The organism is Oribacterium sp. HCP3S3_B9 (genome assembly GCF_052064255.1).
Lineage (GTDB): Bacteria > Bacillota > Clostridia > Lachnospirales > Lachnospiraceae > Oribacterium.
Map to the genome: position 1 here is coordinate 1 of NZ_JBQHVY010000027.1, position 17,856 is coordinate 17,856.

Annotated in this window: 23 protein-coding genes; all 23 read right to left on the bottom strand. The window is 67.2% G+C overall.

The features are described from left to right. A partial coding sequence (locus ACTNC3_RS10635) for a hypothetical protein (RefSeq protein WP_441227417.1) occupies nt 1-350 on the bottom strand: 350 nt, incomplete at its 3' end. Then, the gene (locus tag ACTNC3_RS10640; RefSeq protein WP_441085773.1) at nt 347-682 is read right to left on the bottom strand and encodes a hypothetical protein; all 336 of its coding nucleotides are present in this window, start codon (nt 680-682) and stop codon (nt 347-349) included. The genes ACTNC3_RS10640 and ACTNC3_RS10635, both read right to left, overlap by 4 nt. Nucleotides 683-703: 21 nt before the next feature. Beyond that, a complete protein-coding gene (locus tag ACTNC3_RS10645; RefSeq protein ID WP_441227418.1) occupies nt 704-1,585 on the bottom strand; it encodes a hypothetical protein in 882 nt (293 codons plus the stop codon). Next, on the bottom strand, nt 1,585-2,079 hold the full coding sequence (locus ACTNC3_RS10650) for a hypothetical protein (protein WP_441042112.1): 495 nt from the start codon (nt 2,077-2,079) through the stop codon (nt 1,585-1,587). The genes ACTNC3_RS10645 and ACTNC3_RS10650 overlap by 1 nt, the downstream gene beginning before the upstream one ends. A gap of 11 nt (nt 2,080-2,090) precedes the next feature. Further along, a complete protein-coding gene (locus ACTNC3_RS10655) occupies nt 2,091-2,954 on the bottom strand; it encodes a hypothetical protein (protein ID WP_441042110.1) in 864 nt (287 codons plus the stop codon). An 82-nt stretch (nt 2,955-3,036) separates the two neighbouring features. Continuing rightward, on the bottom strand, nt 3,037-4,140 hold the full coding sequence (locus ACTNC3_RS10660) for a hypothetical protein (protein WP_441042108.1): 1,104 nt from the start codon (nt 4,138-4,140) through the stop codon (nt 3,037-3,039). A 2-nt stretch (nt 4,141-4,142) separates the two neighbouring features. Further along, on the bottom strand, nt 4,143-4,922 hold the full coding sequence (locus ACTNC3_RS10665) for a hypothetical protein (protein WP_441042106.1): 780 nt from the start codon (nt 4,920-4,922) through the stop codon (nt 4,143-4,145). Next, the gene (locus tag ACTNC3_RS10670) at nt 4,922-7,939 is read right to left on the bottom strand and encodes a phage tail tape measure protein (RefSeq protein ID WP_441042105.1); all 3,018 of its coding nucleotides are present in this window, start codon (nt 7,937-7,939) and stop codon (nt 4,922-4,924) included. Before ACTNC3_RS10670 ends, ACTNC3_RS10665 begins: the two co-directional genes overlap by 1 nt. Then, nucleotides 7,939-8,349, bottom strand: a complete 411-nt coding sequence (locus ACTNC3_RS10675; protein ID WP_441042103.1) for a hypothetical protein — start codon at nt 8,347-8,349, stop codon at nt 7,939-7,941. The genes ACTNC3_RS10670 and ACTNC3_RS10675 overlap by 1 nt, the downstream gene beginning before the upstream one ends. Before the next feature lie 26 nt (nt 8,350-8,375). Continuing rightward, nucleotides 8,376-8,891, bottom strand: a complete 516-nt coding sequence (locus ACTNC3_RS10680; protein ID WP_441042101.1) for a hypothetical protein — start codon at nt 8,889-8,891, stop codon at nt 8,376-8,378. A gap of 72 nt (nt 8,892-8,963) precedes the next feature. Further along, nucleotides 8,964-9,470: a hypothetical protein gene (locus ACTNC3_RS10685; protein ID WP_441042099.1), complete on the bottom strand. Its 507-nt coding sequence runs from the start codon at nt 9,468-9,470 to the stop codon at nt 8,964-8,966. A 9-nt stretch (nt 9,471-9,479) separates the two neighbouring features. Beyond that, nucleotides 9,480-9,749, bottom strand: coding sequence for a hypothetical protein (locus ACTNC3_RS10690; RefSeq protein ID WP_441042097.1), 270 nt, complete (start codon nt 9,747-9,749; stop codon nt 9,480-9,482). Then, nucleotides 9,746-10,120, bottom strand: coding sequence for a hypothetical protein (locus ACTNC3_RS10695; protein ID WP_441085588.1), 375 nt, complete (start codon nt 10,118-10,120; stop codon nt 9,746-9,748). Before ACTNC3_RS10695 ends, ACTNC3_RS10690 begins: the two co-directional genes overlap by 4 nt. Further along, nucleotides 10,117-10,455, bottom strand: a complete 339-nt coding sequence (locus tag ACTNC3_RS10700; protein WP_441042093.1) for an HK97-gp10 family putative phage morphogenesis protein — start codon at nt 10,453-10,455, stop codon at nt 10,117-10,119. Before ACTNC3_RS10700 ends, ACTNC3_RS10695 begins: the two co-directional genes overlap by 4 nt. Next, nucleotides 10,452-10,862, bottom strand: coding sequence for a DUF6093 family protein (locus ACTNC3_RS10705; protein WP_441042091.1), 411 nt, complete (start codon nt 10,860-10,862; stop codon nt 10,452-10,454). Before ACTNC3_RS10705 ends, ACTNC3_RS10700 begins: the two co-directional genes overlap by 4 nt. Next, nucleotides 10,849-11,235, bottom strand: a complete 387-nt coding sequence (locus tag ACTNC3_RS10710; RefSeq protein ID WP_441042089.1) for a hypothetical protein — start codon at nt 11,233-11,235, stop codon at nt 10,849-10,851. Before ACTNC3_RS10710 ends, ACTNC3_RS10705 begins: the two co-directional genes overlap by 14 nt. A gap of 175 nt (nt 11,236-11,410) precedes the next feature. Continuing rightward, nucleotides 11,411-12,433 carry a major capsid protein gene (locus ACTNC3_RS10715; RefSeq protein ID WP_441227419.1) on the bottom strand — a complete coding sequence of 341 codons (1,023 nt, stop codon included), beginning with the start codon at nt 12,431-12,433 and terminating at the stop codon, nt 11,411-11,413. 3 nt (nt 12,434-12,436) lie between these two features. Then, on the bottom strand, nt 12,437-12,817 hold the full coding sequence (locus ACTNC3_RS10720; RefSeq protein ID WP_441042085.1) for a hypothetical protein: 381 nt from the start codon (nt 12,815-12,817) through the stop codon (nt 12,437-12,439). An 11-nt stretch (nt 12,818-12,828) separates the two neighbouring features. Beyond that, nucleotides 12,829-13,452 carry a hypothetical protein gene (locus ACTNC3_RS10725; protein ID WP_441042083.1) on the bottom strand — a complete coding sequence of 208 codons (624 nt, stop codon included), beginning with the start codon at nt 13,450-13,452 and terminating at the stop codon, nt 12,829-12,831. Between the two features lie 36 nt (nt 13,453-13,488). Further along, nucleotides 13,489-14,382 carry a hypothetical protein gene (locus tag ACTNC3_RS10730; RefSeq protein WP_441227420.1) on the bottom strand — a complete coding sequence of 298 codons (894 nt, stop codon included), beginning with the start codon at nt 14,380-14,382 and terminating at the stop codon, nt 13,489-13,491. Continuing rightward, on the bottom strand, nt 14,363-15,694 hold the full coding sequence (locus tag ACTNC3_RS10735; protein WP_441042079.1) for a phage portal protein: 1,332 nt from the start codon (nt 15,692-15,694) through the stop codon (nt 14,363-14,365). Before ACTNC3_RS10735 ends, ACTNC3_RS10730 begins: the two co-directional genes overlap by 20 nt. 19 nt (nt 15,695-15,713) lie before the next feature. Continuing rightward, a complete protein-coding gene (locus ACTNC3_RS10740) occupies nt 15,714-17,321 on the bottom strand; it encodes a hypothetical protein (RefSeq protein WP_441069373.1) in 1,608 nt (535 codons plus the stop codon). Continuing rightward, nucleotides 17,321-17,755 carry a hypothetical protein gene (locus ACTNC3_RS10745; RefSeq protein ID WP_441036951.1) on the bottom strand — a complete coding sequence of 145 codons (435 nt, stop codon included), beginning with the start codon at nt 17,753-17,755 and terminating at the stop codon, nt 17,321-17,323. Before ACTNC3_RS10745 ends, ACTNC3_RS10740 begins: the two co-directional genes overlap by 1 nt. Nucleotides 17,756-17,856 lie beyond the last annotated feature (101 nt).

Below are 17,856 nucleotides of genomic sequence, written 5' to 3' on the forward strand. Positions count from 1 at the left end.
GTGTCGTCCACCGGATCAGGGTCGAGCCACAGGCTCGGGTCGATATGGCCACGGATGCGGTGCGGGACGCGGGGCATCCGGCCCCAGTCAGGGCGGCGGAGCATCCCGACCTGGTCGATGAACCAGGCGGCGGCGGACAGCTGTCCCAGCCGCTCGGACAGCTCGGATTGCAGCGCATGCACCTGCTGCTCGAGTCGCTCCACGCGTGAGATGAGGTCAGGCACCAGGTCGGTGGCTGAGGTGATCTCCGCCGACCGCTGCGTCGAGCGCTGACCGGCACGCGCCACAAGCCACGCCACCACCGGCGACACCATGATCGCCAGCACAGATAGGACAGTACCCACCATCATGCCTCCCGATCGGCGGGGATGCGGGCCGTGATCCACACCGCCCACAGCGCGATCAGATACAACCCGAGTTTCGTCGCCGGGTCGTTGCCGTCGTGGGCGATCCATGCGACGATCCATGCGCCGACCCGTTCGGAGGCTACCAGCGCCATCGCAGCCAGACCCCACACCGACGCCCGAACATGGCTTGATGTGGCGATCGCGACCACGCCGGCAGCGACCCATAGGGCGGCTCGTAGCCAGTCGGGCAGGTCGATCAGCTCGGCGCGGGCAGGGACGGCCGCGTAGAGCAGCGACACCCCGACCAGCACCCATAGGACGCCGAGCCCGAGCATCGCTGTCCGGCGAGACACGCGTCAGTCCTTGAGTGCGTCGCCGAGCCGGGACACGACCGCGTCGGCGACAGCCTGCGGGGTTCCACCGGTCTTCACTGCGGCCTCGACGGCCGTGCGCACGAGCGGGGTGAGTCCGGCGAGCACCGAGCGGGCGATCGCCTGCTCATCGACGACCACGCCCTGACGCTTGGCGAGCTCCCGCACCAGCCGCAGCGTCTCCTGGCTGTTGATGCTGGCCCAAATCTGGTTGTTGTTGCGGGAGCTGGCGACGAGCGCGTTCGATGAGCCTTTCTGGAGCGGCTGCCAGTCGTAGGCGGCCAGCGCGTCGGTGACGATGGCTTTGAGCTGGTTTGGGGTGTAGGGCATGTCATCCTCCTGGGTGGATGTTTGGGTGGTGTGGGTGTCGGTGCGCTGCTGGTACTGCTCCCACGACAGGAGCGGGGACGGTCTCCACGGGTCCGGGTCGCGGTCCTTGCCGACGAGCCCGTCGAGGCCACGCCGGTAGTGCGACACCTGCACCATCGCCGACGCAGCCAGCCCCTCTGTGTTGGTGGTCTGGTCGGGGGGCATGAGCACCAGATGGTGATGCTCCACCCATGAGCGGGACGGCATCCGATGCCATGCCGCGAACCCGACCTGCCGACACGCCCTCAGCACCGCCTTGCGCTGCGGTGGGGTGAGGTGGTGGCGGATCGACAGGTCGACCACGCCGTCTCCGGTGTGGGTCGAGCCCGAGTAGGGGCTGCGTGGCTGCCACGACCCCTGACCGGGGCGGATGATCCACCCGTCCCGCCAGCCACGGAACTCGGGCATCGCGGCAGCCAGCCGCTCGGCCTCGATCAGTGCGTCCCGAGTGCGGGGCGACAGCAGGGAGCCGCGCCACGTGATCCGATCAGCCATCATCACACCTCGTAGGTCATCGTGAAAAACAGCGAGTCGCCCGACGCCCACCCACCAGGGTTGTTGTTGGAGATCCGCCCGGACGGGATCAGCGCAACCACACGGCCAGGGCCCACCGGCCTCACCGTCAGCGGATACTCAGACCCGCCACGCGCCAGCCACCCCACGCCAGTGACCATCATCCAGGCCCTGGCGTTGACCGGCATCGACCACACCCACGCCGCCGACCCGAGATTGGTGGTCGAGCCTCGCCCCATCGACACCGAGGCGTGCACCAGACGCCCCACCTGCATCCAGCGACCCTCCAGCGTGCCGTTTCCGATCGAGAGGTTGGTGCCGTCGCTCTGCGACCACGCCACGGCGTATGACGACCACGACGGAGACAGCGACGACAGCGCATTTTCGGTGCCCTGAGCCAGCAGGGCCATATCTGCCGGGACGTTGTTTGCGTCCGCCAACTCCGGCGTCCGGAGTCCATAGATCGGTGTGGTCGGCATCCCGTGCCTCCTTAGATCGTGGTGATGAGAGTGACCCGTCCAGCGTCGGGACGGTCAGATGGGCCCAGTAGTGCCATGTAGTCCGTGGTGCCCTGGTACGAGACAGCGATCCCGCGAGCAGCGCCGGACAGCAGCGCCGACACCTCAGCGCTGGTCAGCGCGATGTCGACGGTGCCGCCCTGTGCCACTGTCCCGGCGGCGCGAGGCTGAGTTGTCAGCGCGGGAGGTGACGATGGTCGCGTCGCAGCACCGTGCAGCGCCAGCCACACGGTCCGCGCCGCCGACATGCCCGCACCGGTCGCCCGATACAGACGCACCACACCAGACGAGCCAGTCCCGCCCCGTGCCAGGGTCGAGCCGTAAAAAAAGTAGCCGGTGTTGTCGGCCACCTGCCCCGAGGTGGAGTGCCCCTGATAGGCGCGGTGCCCGGCGGTGCCGTCGCTGCGCCACCTCCCAGACCTAGCCGTCGCAGCCTGCACCGCCCCAGCAGCCACAGTGGCCGGTGCGGGCGCCGGATCAGTCTGTGGCGGGGTCGGGTCAGACGGCGGCGTGGATGGCGGCGGCGGAGCGGACGGTGTGCCGATACGGCCCACCACCACACCACCAGCAGACCCCCACAGCAGCGCCACCCGATCACCCACCACCGGCACACCACCGACGTGCGGGACCGTCACAGGCCCCACCCCAGTCGAGACGGTCACCACACCAGACCCAGTGGATGACACAGTGCCCTCACTCGGCCGGGCGGTACGCAGACCCACCACATGCCACACCCCCTCGGAGCGCAGCAGCAGCACCCGGTCACCAACCGCCAGCGGTGTCGGCAGCCACACCAGCGGCGTCACCTCGGACCCCAGCACCGACACCAGCAGCACCGGGGAAGTTGCCCTCACCTCCCCCGCGACGGCAGGCGGACGAGCCGGGGTCAGAGCAGACGCGACAGCATCACCCAGAGGATCAGACATCGACCAGCACCCCCCACCCAGCGCTCGCCGTGACCGTCATCGATCCCCCAGTCAGCGGCAGCCTGATACCCGTCACCAGGGCATCCACCGTGCGGGTCGGCAGCCGCAGCCGCAGCGTGTCCAGCACATCAAGGGCCGGGTCTGGGGCGCACGTCACGGTCAGCACCTGACGACGCGCCGCCCTCGCCCGCTCACCCATCGTCCTCGCCGCCGACGCGCACTGAGCGTTCGTCCGCATTAGCGGGGAGTGCAGGAACTCGGGGACGCGTCCGAACCCGGAGGCATCCCATGCCAGCGGACCCGATGCCTCGAACTCGGCCCCACGTAGCGGCTGCCCAGACTCCGACTCCGATGTCACCACCCACCCGTTGCGGAGCCCGTCCCGGTCCATCACCGGCACCCACTCCACCACATCAGCAGCAGACGCCTCCCACACCTGACCAGACCCCACATCCGGGACACCCTGGAGCGCCCCGGCACGATCCACCCACGCCACCACACCCGCCAGACGCATCACCGACAGCAGCGCATCCATGCGGGACTCCGAGTACTCCACCGACGACGGCACCGTCTGCGACGCTGACCAGTCACCGACCGGCAGGATGTCGGCGACGAGCCGCTGCACCTCAGCGCGCACCGTTCCCCCACGCGGCCGCGTCGGGGTCGTGAACCGGTCATCGGCGACGATCCCCAGCAGGTCACCAGCGGAGACGCGCAGCATCTGAGCACCACGCACCCACCGGCCCGAGCGGTGTAGCCGCCACGGCGACCCGTCCGGCACGATGCGCTCCACGCGGAACTCGCCCAGCGGCGCATCACCGACGCCGGCGTACCCGGCACGCACCACCAGTCGATGCCCATGCACCGCCAGCGGCGCATCCGGTGCGCCCGTGAACAGCGACCCGTCCGGGTCAGCCACAGACAGTTCCAGCGACGACTGCACCTGCCCGCCCCGCACCTCCACCGACAGCGACCCGTCCACCACCTCCAGCGGCTCAGCAGTCAGCACCTGACCCCGCAGCGTCGGCCACACCTGACACGACAGCTCCACATCCCCCAGACGAGCCGCACCCCACCTCTCATCGACCGGCCACATAGCTACGCCTCCAGCAGACGGAGACGGTCCAGATACGTTGCCGCCGCAGCAGTCGAGTCCTGATACGTCGGATGCTCAGCCATATCGTCGGCATAGGTACGGGACGGCACCACCGGCAGGATCGCCGGCCCCCGCGACTCATACCCGTCCATCTGCCACGTCACCCGAGGCAGGTGCGGCACAGTCCGCTCCGACTCCACATCAGCCGCCGACACGTACAGCAGCCCCGTCGGATGATCCAGACACTCAGGGTCGCCCCGCAACACCACCGTCGGCCCGGCCAGCATGATCGCGTCCACCGCCTGCACCGTCGCCTCATCCTCAGCGACCAGACGCCACGACCGGACCCGCACCTGACGCTCACCGCCCTGCGTGATCGGCAAACCACCCATCGGACGCACCATCTCCATCGCCGACGACCACCGGCCACGCGACCCGCCCCGCAGCACACCAACCACCACAGACCCCATCGGGGACATCGGGTCAGACAGCCACGCCATCGAGTGCCCGGGCGACGGGGCCGACACCTGCACCGACGCCGACTCCACCACCTGACCCGACCCGGACAGGGCCTCCACCCGATACGACACTGGAGAGCCGACAGGCAAGTCATAGTCCACCACCCGAGCCGACGACCCGAGCAGCACGTGACGGCCACGCACCAGCACCTCTGCCGCGCGCCACACGCGCCACGCTCGCACCGACACCGCACCGGCAGGCACCTGAGTCACCAGCATGTCCACCCACGGCGGGGACTGCATCACCAGCGGAGCCAGTATCATCAGCGTCTCCTCACCGTCGATGCCGACCGACGGCCAGCCATCTCGATCCGCGCATCCACCAGCCGCTCCACACCCGAGGTCGGGTCCACCATGACGATCCGGGCACCAGCCAGACCGGCAGCAACCGCGTCCGCGACGCCGGATGTGTCGAGAACTGGGGTGGTGTGCGAGATGCCGCCACCGGCGTAGGTGCGCATCCCAATCAGGCTGGCCGTCTCCCGGAGGATCGACTGCGCTCGAGGGCGGCGCCAGTCGTTGGCGAGCGGAATGTACGCCTCGCCGCCCGTCTCCGGCTCGGCCCAGATGCGCCAGTCGCCCGCTCGCGCGATCTGCGGCAGGTGCCCGTTCGCCCGGTCGGTGTACAGCCCGCCAGAGGCGTTGATAGTTGCCCTGTTTCCGCCGCCGACCATCTCCCGGCCGTCCTTGGAGACATGGACTTTGATCGTGGCAGTGCGGGTCCGGGCTGCGTCCGCCAGGAGCCGGTTCGCGGTCGCGAGGTCGCCCCGCTCCACGGCGGCGAGAATGCTGGTGCGCACAGTGTCGGGCACGCCGTCAAGCTTGGTTTTCCACTGATTCAGGCGCGCATCGGCGGCCGACTTCTCCAACTGGACCGCGGTGCTGATGTTCTTCGGTGTCTTGAACAGCTGGTCAATGTAGGCGACTGCCGCGGCCTTGCTCCCGAGGTATTGGGTGGCGACCTTGATCATCTGGTCGCGGTACTGGCCGTGGATAGCGATGATCGACTCGATCGACTCACCCTGTTTGGTGCGTTCCTCGATGTCGCGCTGCGCATTGCTGACCATGTCCAGCATGACGCGGTTGTTCGCAATGCCAGCTTCGGTCGTCCGGTCGAACGCGCTCTTGGCCTGGGCGTGCCCGCCAGCGACCTTTTCGGCCCACTCCTTGGCGGCCTTGCTGCCGTCCAGCACGGACTGGTTGAAGCCGAGCTGTGCGTCGAGCATGGCGACGGCAGCGTTGTTGGCGGCGAACAGGCTGTTGACATACTCGTCATAGCTTCGGGTCGCGGCGTCGGTGGCGGCAGAGAGTTCCTTCTGCTGTTTCGTCAGCGCCTCGGATGTCGAGCCTGCGTCCTTGGCGGCGATCTGGGCGGACCGGACGGCGATGGGGATGTCGCCACCCATCCAGCGCACGAGGTCCTCGTTGGACAGGTTGAGCAGGTCGGTGTATCCCGTCGCCTCAGCCAGCGCCGACGCCTGCGCCCGCAGCCCCTCCGCATAGGTCGGGAACTGGCGGATGAGAGAATCGTTATCGACACCCTGCTTCTTGGCCGCCTCGGCCATGCGGGCGAACGCGGCGGCGGCCTTGTCGGCGTGGCCGGTGCCAACCATCTGGCCGAGCGCCTGATCTGCTCGCCGGAAGCCCTCTTCCAGTTCCTTGAGTGCGCCCAGATTGGCCGATGCGCCTGCAAAAAGGTTGGCCATCGGGTCAGAGCTGTTCCGCAGGTCATCCCACTTCCTCAGCTGCTCGAACGCCCCTTCGACGCTCAGTTCGATCTTCTGCCAACCCATGCTCGTCTGAGCCGCGAAGTCTTGGCGAGACATTGCGGCGGCGGCGGATTCAGTGGACAGGGCCAGCTGATCCATCAACGAAGCGGTTTGCTCAAGCGTCGGTTGGCCAACCCTGACCTTTTCAAACACCATGGAGGCGACTTCGAGCGCCACGAAGGCCAGGCCCACAGCGCCAGCGGCCCTCCCCATGGCTCCCAAGGCGCCGATGAACTTGGGCTGGGCTGCCTGCAACGCCAAGAGCGCGGTACGGAACTCGACAGCCGCCGTCGTGGCCTTCATGATCAGACCAGCGGCGAGCGCGAACCCGCCGAACGCGGCCAGCAGCTTGAGGACCGAGGCGGCCATGGTTGGATGCTCAGCAACCGCGTTGATCAGTTCGGTCAGCCACTGCACGACGCTCCGCAATGGGGCTTGGGCGTCTGTGCCCATCTTGATCAGCAGTGTCTCCCACGAGCCGCCGAGCACCTGCAAATCGCCGTTCAGGTTGTCCAGCAGGCCTGCGGCGACACGGGCCGCGTAGCCGGAGTCGTTGACGTTGTCGACCCACTGCTGGATACCCTCAGCGCCCTGCTCGTACAGCACCGACGCGTTGCGGATCGCGAACGAGCCGAAGATCGTGGACAGGGCCGCCTGCCGCTGCTCCACGGTCAGGTCGCCCAGCTTGTCCTTGAGCTGGCCGGCGAGGTTGGTGATGCCCACGAATTGGCCCTCGGCGTCGTAGGCGGAGATGCCGAGCTCGTCCATGGCGCGCTGCGCCTCTCTGGACGGCTTCGCCAGGGCCAGCAGCATCGACTTGAACCCGGTGCCCGCCTCGGCGCCGATCATGCCCGTGGAGGCGAACGCGGCGAGAGTGCCGACGGTCTCCTCGATGGAGACGCCGAATTGGGAGGCGACGACGCCGGACTGCTTGAGCGCCTGCCCCATGTCCCCGACCGAGCCCATGGCCTTACCAGCTCCTGCGGCGAGCAGGTCCGCGACATGCCCAGCGTCCTTGCCCTTCAGCTTGAACTGGACGAGGGCGGCGGATGTTGTTTCAGCGGCGTCGGCGACGCTCAGCTGGCCGGAGGCAGCGAGGTTGAGTGCGCCCCGCAAACCGCCCGACAGGATGTCAGCGGTGGACACGCCAGCCTTCGCCAGCGCCGTGATGCCGTCGGCGGCTTCGGTGGCCGAGAAAGCAGTGTCGCGCCCAGCGTCGAGCGCGGCCTTGCGCAGGCCGGCGATCTGTCCACGGGCCTCCTCGCCAGTGGCGGCAACCTCCGCCATCGACTGCTCGAACGATGCCGAGGCGCGGACGGCCATCGCGACCCCGGCCATGGCGGCGGCGCCGAGGCCGATCATCGCAGTGCCAGCGCGGCGCCACCCCTCCGTCTGAGAGGCCTTCGCGGTCGCCGCGCCCAGAGTCTCCACCGACGCCTTCGCGCGACCCAGCGCCGCCGTGAATCCTTCCACAGAGGCAGCGAGAATGACCTTGACATTGCGGTCAGCCATCAGGGCCTCCCTTCGGGGTGCTCGAACGCGAACCACTTGAGGTGGTGGGTGGGGACGGGCTGGTCATGGTTGGCAGCCTCGAGGGCCTTGACGTGCTTGCTCTGCACCTGCTCCAGCACCTCGCAGGGGCGGCAGCGATACATGCCGACGCGCCACCGTGGCCGCTTGTCCGGCTCGGCGTCGTTGTCCCACAGGCCACGCTCGTAGGGGGTGCCGCAGCCGGGGCAGCACTGCTTCTCCCACGCGTCGAATGCGATCCACAGCGACCGCTCCCACGCGTCGAACTCGGGGTCACGGGTGGTGATGGTTGTGCCGTCGGGGCGGGTGGTGGTGACCGTGGTCGGCTCCCACCCGTTGAATCGGCGCAGGCTGACGCCCAAGCTGCGGGCGATCGCCAGATCAGTCCGCAACTCGGCGTCGGAGGCGACGACCTCAGCTACATAGGAAAATCCGGCAGCTCACCGAGGATCGCGTTCAGTTTCGCGTTGTGGGCCTCCAGTTCGGGAAGCTCCATGTTGTCCACGAGATGCGAGAACCGGGCCTCGTCAATGTCGGCGATCGTCTCACCGTCGAGGGTGGTGGCGTGGGTGAAGCAGCGGCGCATGAGGTTCCCGTACACGTCGGTCGCGGGGCCCTCGGTGTCGATGGTGGCGTAGAACTCCCTCGACTCGGCGGGGAGCAGCGCCCGGTAGTGGATGAGGATCGACGCCTCACGCAGAGCGGCGCGGGCCGCTTGCACAGCCTTCTCGGCCGCCTGACGCCCCGACGGCTTGGCTCCGAGCGATCCCGTCTTGGGTGCGTCGTCACCGGAGGGGCAGGCGTCCAAAGCGTTCTTGGCGGCCTCCCAGGCCTCCCACAGAGCGGGGTCCAGGCAGACAGGGGCGGTGGTGGTGCGCCGGATGCTCGACTTCACTCGGGCGTCCAGCAGCTGGGCGTACTTCGATTCAGACATGGTGGCCTCTCTGAGATGCAGCCACCCCCTACGCGCGAGGCCATGCGGTAGGGGCTGGCTGCGATTGGGGGGTTAGGACGCGATGGTGGCGAACAGCCCGGCGTTGCGTCCATCGACGGCGAGCGCGACGCGGACCTCGTACACGGCACCCTCCTCGACCCCGATAGGCACGAGATCGACGGCGGCGACGCGAGCCTTGATGACCTGAGCCTTCTGCGATGCTGCAGCCGGGGTCGTGTGCTTCAGTCCGGGCCGGTGGATCAGGTATACCACCGAGTCCTCCACGAACTTCTCCGAAATGGTCTCCGCCTGGGGGTCGCCGATCTTGATGGTGAGCGGCTCGAGGTTGCGCTCGCGATTGCCGACGCGCTTCTTCGCGACCTTGTCGCACAGGTACTGCGAGCTGGCGTAGGAGACGTCGGTGGAGATGCCGAACGACTTGATGGAGCACTCGATGGCGGTGCCCGCGTTGTACTCGGCGACGGTCGGCTTGTCGAGGTCCGCGACAGCGGGGGCGACGATAACGGCGGAGTTCTCGAGAACCTCCACGCCGTCGGGATTGAAAACAGTGAGAGACATGGGGGCTCCTTAGATGTTGGTCTTGAACTTGGGGTGTGCTGGGTTGCCGTTGGCGTCGACGGCTGGCGACTTGAGTGGCTTGTAGCGGGCCTTGTCAGAGTCCGCGAGGTTGGCGGAGATGGTGATGTGGTGTCCGGTCGCGGTGTCGCGGACACGCACGACGCTCACCCCGATTCGGGTGACAGCGGCCATGTCGGCGTCGGTCGCCTCGGCCTCCTCGGCCTCGGTCGTCTCGATCTCGACCGGTTCGGACTGGTCGGCGGCTCGGGTGGTGGTCATAGCTGGTTCCTTCTGATGCGGACGGTGAAAACGAGAGTCGCAGACATGCGGACGTCGCCAGCAGGGCCCTCGGTCACCAGTGGCCCGGATGATTCCTCGACCATCGCCGAGTCGGCACCGAACGGCTGGCACCTGTTGAGGGCGGTGCGGACGATCGTCACCGCGTCCCGGACGCCGGGGCGGGTGCGGGCCACACACACGGCGCTCACGTCGACCCTGATGTGCGCCGACGGGGCACAGATGCGGCGCTCCGACTCCAGACCGGTGTCGTAGTACAGACATACGTACCGGCCCGGTGGGGTCGCTGGCGGTTCCCCGTCATAGACGGTGAGGGCCGGGATGCGTGCCGCGAGGTCGTCGTGCAGGTTCACAGGATGTCCCCCGCGATCTGCTCAATCCGCTTCACGTAGGCGTCCTTCTTGGCTGCCAGCGCGGGCCCGAGGAACGGCTGCGGACCGTGCCGGGAGGTACCGAACTCCTGGAACACGCCGTGGCGCGCATCGGCGGCCACGACAGCGACGAGACCCTTGGCGTGGCTGACGATCGAGTTGGCGAGCGCACCGGATCGGCGCGGAGCGCGGCTCTTCGCCTCCGATGCCACCTCCCTGCCTGCGGCGGCGGTCGCCTTGATGACCTCTTGGGTGACCTTCGACGACGCCTTCCCGAGGTCGACGGCGAGCTTCGTCAACTCCGCATTCTCGGTCATGGCGTCTCGATCACCGATGCGGTGAAGCGGCGCTTGACGACGCCGAGACCGTTCTGGCGGACTGTCTCCACCGTGAACCGGGCGCCGTCGAGAGACGGGTCGCGGGGGCAGTGGTTGACGACCATGACGTGACCCTCCCTGAGCGCATCTACCCACCACGGCACCGAGCAGCGGTAGGCGCGGGACGTGACGGGCTGCTGACCCGTTGATGTCACCTGCCCGGCCATGGAGCCGGGATCGACAGCACCGACGCCGGCGTAGACCTCGGGGCCGAACATCTCCACCTCGGAGCCGTCCACGAACTCGTAGCGGCGATGGGTGTAGATGGTGACGTCGCAGTCCATCTCCGACTGGGCGTGAGCGCGGAGGGTGTCGAGGGCGTCGCGGGTGACCTCACCAAGCAGCATGACGGCCTGCCTGATAGGCGGGGTTGATGCTGAACGCCTCGGACTCCCGTCCGCGATCTGGGGCCAGCAGGTCCCAGTGCGCGGCGGTGATGCGGAACCAGCCCGTGTCGGCGGTGTCGTACCGCACCGACGTGGACGAGTCATCGACAGCGACCTGAGTTGCTGTGACGCCTCGCCCCGGCGAGGTGAGGCGGTCGGCGACCACCTCGGACACCACCAGGGCGAGGGCGTCACTGTCGAGCGCCTCGAGGGGGCCGAGGCGGTCAGCGATCATGCGTTCAACCACCGCGATCCACCGCTGAACGAGGACTGTCTCATCGCCACCGAGGCTCGCCCTGCGGGCGGCGATGCGGACGTCCTCGACGGTGGTCACTTCGACCGGCCCCGCGTGGCAGGCTTCGGCTTCGACGGGGCCGGGTCGTCGGCGGCCAGCAGATGGTCGCCGATCATCCCCTCAGCCCAGTCAGGTACCGCGTCGCCACTGCGGAGCGCCACCGGCTGACCAGAGTCAGGGTGGCGCACCACAGTGGTAGCGATGAGAGTGCTCATCACAGCACCTTCACGGCCATCGACAGGTTCGCGTTCGCGAGGACCGGCAGCGCGATCGCGTCACCGACCACCTCGGCGATCATCGGCACCGTCTGATGCCGCCACAGCCCTGCGACGAGACCCGGCATCTCCGCATCGACGAGCGAGAACTTCGGATCGGTCGCGGTCAGGGTCTGACCCCAGAACGTGGCGCCGAGCTCGGTCCCGTTGTAGTCATCGATGGCGGTCGGCTCCGGCAGGAAAAGCAGCGTGTCGTCAGGGATGACGCGCCCGCTCTTCGTGCGCCGGTCGTAGATGATGATGTCGGGCAGGCCGGCTGAGGACACGATGCCGCGAACATCCTGCTCCATCGGGCGGCGGAACGCCCCAGCAGCGGTCTGGCCCTGCATGACCTTAAGGCCGGACAGGGCGCGGAACACGCGGCGCGGCATGACGATCGCGCCGGGTTCGGTGCCGTTGCGGGTGGAGTACAGGTCCATCCACGTCTCGAGTTGGGTCAGTCCGTCCGTGGTGTCGGTCGACCAGAGGCTGTTCGCGGTGATGGTCAGGTCGGCGTCTCGACCGAAGTCATCGCTGGTCTTGTAGTTCGACTGCGTGATGGTCGCCTTGCCTGTGGCGAGCACAATGCCACGCATCCGCTCCACCGCATCAGCGATAGCCAGCACGCACCGGTCGGCAGCGCGGAAGCCTGCGTTACGGATCGAGTCGTCAGAGGCGTTCCGGTGCCGCAGCTGGGCGTACTCGCTGATGCGCTCCTTGCGAGACACAGCAGGCAACTCGATGATGACACGACCCTCGGGCGGGGTGTCGCCGATCTCGGGCTCAGCGTCGTAGGCGCGCCACTTCGCCTCATCCACGAGACCGTTCTGGCCCTTGTGGAAGCGGGCGGAGATGTCGTCCACCTCCCGGTTCGGGAGGAACTGGGCGAGCGAGCCCTTGCGGCGCTCGATGGCCGACAAGCCCTCACGGACATAGCCGGTGAGCTTGGCAGGTTCGATCAGGTCAGTCCACAGTTCAGCCATGGATCAGCCCTCCTTTACGAGGTCGAACTTCGACGCGTCGGAACCGGTTTGCGGCTCGACGTGCGCCTTGGGGAGCTTGGAGACGTTGATCGAGCCGTGCCACACGACGGGCACCGCGAGATCAGAGACCCCATCGGTAGCCTCGTCGGAGAACAGAAACCCGAGCTTCTCGCCCGAGGCACCCGTCCACGGCTCGATCGCGCCGAGGTTGGCGATGTTGAGCTCCAGGCCGGACGGGAAGAACCCCTTGGGGTAGTGCCCATCGGTCAGGCTGGTGCCCTTGGTGAACTTCGACACGTCGAGCGTGCCGGTGTGGTTGTTGACAATTGCGTGAGCCGAGGCGAGCCAGGAACGATTCCCGCCCGAGAACGACTCAACCTTCATGCGAGGCATGGTCACTCCTTCTTCTGATGTAGTTGCCGGTAGGCGTCGCGGCCCGCTTGAACGGTGCCGCCCTTGTTGGAATCGCCCCCACCTCGCCCGATGGACGGGTCCGGCTTGGGGCCGCGGGGCTTCGCGCCGTCGCTGCCGGTATGGTCGGCGGGTGCCAGCCGTGCCGCGAGGGCATTTAGCTGGTCTTCGCTGGTCGTCGCGACCAGAAGTTTGATGTCGTCCTCGGCGGTGATGCCGTGGGAGCGGGCCGCCCGTTCGACGGCCAGCTCGTGCTGCATGTGCTGCATCTGCGCCGCAACGTCCTCGACCGTCACCTTGGTTGGGTCGGGGGTCTCCGCGCCGGCGATCGCTGCCAGGCCGCGTTTCAGTTCCGACATCTGCTGCTCGAGCGCCTTGCGTCCGTCGCGTTCCCTCTGGAGGGCGCGGAGGCCGCTGTCGCCGAGCTTCTCGTCGGCCTTGTCGGCCTTGTCGTCATCCTTGGGCGCCTCGGGGGCCTTGCTGCCGTCGGAGGGTTCCTTGGGGGCCTCTGGGGCGCTGTTGTTGTCGGCCAGCATCGTGAAGCCGCCGAACAGGGCGCGGTGAGTGTCGATGATCTGTCGCAGATCGTCGGGCGTGTGGTGCGGCATCGTGCCACCTCTCTGGGGTTGGGTGCGCTGACTCGCTCAGCGCATGTACTTGTGTTTCCGCAGTAGCTGGATCGCCATGTCCTGGTCGTCGCCCGCCTTGGCGTAGATCGCTTTCGGGGTCCAGCGCTCCATCCTGCGAGCGCCGTACATGGTGCGGGCGCCGTTGGCTCGCAGCACCGACTTCTTTTCGCCGTCCTTGGTGATGCGGACAGCCGGCTTGGCGTTGATGACTTGGTTGATGTCAGCGCCGTCCTCGATCGCCCGAAGCTGGTCTCGGGTGAGGTCCTTGATGTCGGACACGTCCAGCGGAGGCACTGAGGGTTTATCCCGGTCACTGACAGCCACCAGGCGTCCATCGCAGCCGGGGTGCCGCGTGAACGACCTCGTGCCAGGCTTGAACAGCTTCCCGACGAGCACCGCGCACCGCTGGCACATCGGGGCGGGATCAACAAACATCAGCGACGTGCGAGCCCGCCCAGTCGCCCCGACCATGGCGGCGTTCCGGCCAGCCTCAGACACAGCCCAGTGGGCCATCGTCTGCGCCACCCTGCCGCCAGCGGCCAACTTCTGAGTGACCGTGCCCGGCGTCGCCCTAGCCGTGATGACAGCCGGATACAGGAGGGAGGGGATTGTGAGAACTGCCCCTGACGTTGGGTGCTCCGCCCATCCGCCGAAACCAGCCGGGTCGACCTCCGCCAACGCCTTCTCTGGGTATCCGGAGCGGTACAGGTCGTCGTCCACGCTGGCAGCGCCAGCAGCAGCGGCACCGATCTGCGCGGCCACCACCAATCGAGACAGAGGCGTCAGCTTCAACTGCCATTGAGCAGCCCAGTCGCCGCTCGCGCGGATCGTGCGCCACTCGCGGCCCACCATCGTGGCAGCGGCCCGCGAACGGGCCAGCATCGCCTTCTCAGGCGACTGTGGTGACATCGCCCGGAGCCGCCATCAGCGCCTGCACCAGCGGGTCGGCATCCTGCTCGCGGAAGTAGGCCCGCTCCCGTTGCTTGCGCCCCTCGTCCCATCCCAGTTCGTCCCACACGCCCTCGCGAGAGAGGATCGGCACGCCGCCAGCCATCTTCGTGAGGGCGTCGGCTCGCTGTGAGTAGGTGGGGGTCGCGGGATCGTGCCACAGCGCCCTGATCTCGTTGCCGGGGAGCCATTCGCCGGTGCGGAGGCGTTCCCGCAGGCCCATCACCCACGCCCACGAGTCACCGTCGTACACGTTCATGCGCTCGACGTTGCGGATTAGACGGGCCTCATCGGCGCGGATCGCGCCCTCCGACGCAGGATTGACGGTGTCTTGACCGAGGTAGCGGGTCGGGAGCCCCAACATCCCGCCACACCAGCGCAGCATCGCGTTCACGGCGTCGGTAAAGTTCGACAGTTGCGCCGCGTCCCACGACCCGAACTTGGCGTCCTTGTTCGACGTGACCTTGAGGATGGTCATGTATGCCTCCCACGTCGCCATGGGTTTACCCGTCTTGGGGTTGATGAAGTCTTCCTTCTTGACGCCAGCGGCCCACCGGTGGGGCCACGCCAACGCCTCAGCGCCGATCTGCGTGTTCGTGATGATGCGGGCGATCGCGTCCGTCATCGGGATCACGTCCGCCATCTCTGACACGCCAGTCCAGCGGCCCGTGCGGGGCCGGTTCAGGAACATCACGACCGGCACTCGGCCAAGCCCGTGCTCGTCAGGGTCGAACTCGTCGGCCCAGTCGTGGCCGTCGCGGATCAGATAGCGGCTCTTGTTGGGCAGGTACAGGGTGGCGCGCTGCCGGTCATCGTCGCCGGTGTAGGTGCGCAGCGCGGCAGTCATGCGCCGACGGGGATCGATCTCGACCGAGAACGCCTCAGGCGACTCCACGGTGATGAGCGGCTGATCGGGTTCTTCAGGGTTTGTGGACACGACCGCGAAGCCGCGCCCGAAAGTTCGGCAGTCCTTGTGCAGCAGCGATGACTGGGAGGGCAAGTTGTTGTACTCCCACGCCTCCTGCAAGCCGCGGTCGATCTTGTCGGAACCCGACCGCTGGAAGGCGCGCAACTGCTGGCGGCGCTCCGGCTCATCCACAGCCATGCGTGGCACGTTGATCGCGACCTCGAACATCCTCAGTTCGGGCGGCACGGCGAGACCGATCACGTCGATCTTCTGCAGGCCCTCGTAGTACATGTCGAGGTGCTTGTAGTCGCGCTTGATCTTCGGGGTCTTGCGGTGGAGGCGGTTCAGGACATCAATGTCACCCATGCCCACCTCCATTCATCGTCTAGGCGAAGCACCACACGGCGCTGTTCTGTGAGTCGTCATCGGTCCAGTCGGTGGCCAGCACAGCCCGTCTCGCCGCGTACGCGAGGGCGTCTGCCACTACGACGTCGATCTTGCGGGGGCTGTTCGGGTATTCCTTGCGGATCAGCCGGTACTGGCCGCGCCGCTTCACGAACGCGTTGCCGTAGTGCCGCAGCGCGTCCGGGTCGCTGCTCTGTTTCGTGGTGCCGTTCACGATGTCGGTGTGGAGCGTGTCCAGCGCCGGCCCCATCAGGGTGTCCGACGTCGTGGGGAATTCGACCACCACGTCCTCGCCGAACTCGTGCGCCAGGTCTGAGATGTCGCTGCGCCACTCGTGTGGGTCGTAGTGGCCTCGGATCACGCGATAGCGCTTGTGCGCCTCACGGATACGCTCCAGCACCTCAGTGCGCGGCACCTGCCATCCGATGCCGTCGACACCCTCGGGTTTCTCCCACAGTCCGATCGTCCACCGGTAGCCGTCTGACATCCGGCAGCCGCGGAGGATGGTCGAGTCGGAGTTCAGCGACCCGTCGAACCCGAGCGTGATCGCTGTGCCATCGGCAGGTTCGGGGCCGTCCATCTGGGCATCCTCCACAGCCCTGAGCGCGATCCACGCATCCGAGGACGCCATGGCGCGGTTCAGGTAGTAGCGGGCACCCTCAGCCTCGTCACGGCACTCGGTTGGGTCCAGCATCGTCCGATAGGCAAGTTCAGGGGTCATCCACCCCGACACGGGGTCCATCGCCGCGCCGTACACGTAACGCAGCTGCGCCAGCGTGTGCTCGCGGTCCTCATAGATGCGGATCGGTCCCTTCGCCTCGCGATGGTGCACCAGCCATCCGGGGCCTAGTTGCTCGGCCTTCCAACGCTTGTAGATCGTCTCCCAGACGCTCTCCTCGCCGTAACGGAATGCGGTCGTTGTCAGCAGCGCCCACGGTTCGTCACGCGACCTCTTCGGTAAGTTACGCATCGTCGTGGCGTACATGTTCCGCAGCTCCGGGAGCACGTACAGGTGCACCTCATCCGGCACGAGGAACGTTTCCTTGCCGCCGTCCTTCGACGCGGCACCAGACGAACTCGAGCGGCACTCCCCACCGTTCGGCAGATAGATGTTAGTCGCTGAGCGGTAGTCGCGGATGCCCTTCACGCCGTCGTAGATGTCTGGGTGGTTGTCGTGTCCCCAGTCACCCATCACGAAAGCAATGTTTTGGAACGTGTTGCCCGACTGCTTCTCCTCGGTCGCGAGGCAGCGGACGAACGGGGAGCGGATCGGGCGTCCCACCGGCTGCCCGCTCGCATCCCAGCCGTCAAAACGCACCGGGGCCAGAGCCTCCGCCACGCCAATCAGGCCCGCGACCTCCGACTTCGCCCGACCCTTCGGCATTGACAGCACGCCACGAGAGATCAACCGACGCCCCGACGCCGGTTCGAGCTCGTAGGCGTCCACGATGAAGTCAAACATCTCGTCATCGAACGTCAACGGCTGCCCCTCCACCGGCCCAGGGCCATGGCAGGCATACGCCTCGAGCCAGTCGATGACGGCATAGCCGAGAGAGCACTTCTGCCCCTCGAACAGGGGGCGGAACATCAGCCTGCGCGCCGCTTCCGCGCCCGGTCAAGGCTCGACACCTTGCCTGCGGATGCGACCGACTCCACAGACTTCTGATAGGCACCCCTCGGACCCCGATACTGGGGCCGTCGACCCTCCACGTCCGGCAACCGCAGCGCCGCCAGCAGCTGCTTGAGGACCGTGGCCGTCGCGTTCGCCTCACGCAGCGCCGAGTTCACGACCAAGCTGGACACTCCGTTACCGTCCGTCTCAATCGACAGCAGCACGTCATGCTTGCCACGGATCGCCGCATCCAGAGAATCGAGCCGATCCTTTGCCCGGCACGCCTCCTCCAGTTGCACCAACTGCTCCGGCGTCAGCTCGAACACGTCCGCCACGCCACGCCACAAAGCACGCCCACCATCCGCCAACGAGGCTGGACACGGGGCCGGGATATGGGGCTCGTCAGACATGCTCAACACCTCCAGCGTCGCGCCGATATGCATCTGGTGGTATCGCGCCACCAGAGAGAATGGTTTTCAGGCCCTGTAGCTGTCTCTTATACACATCTGAC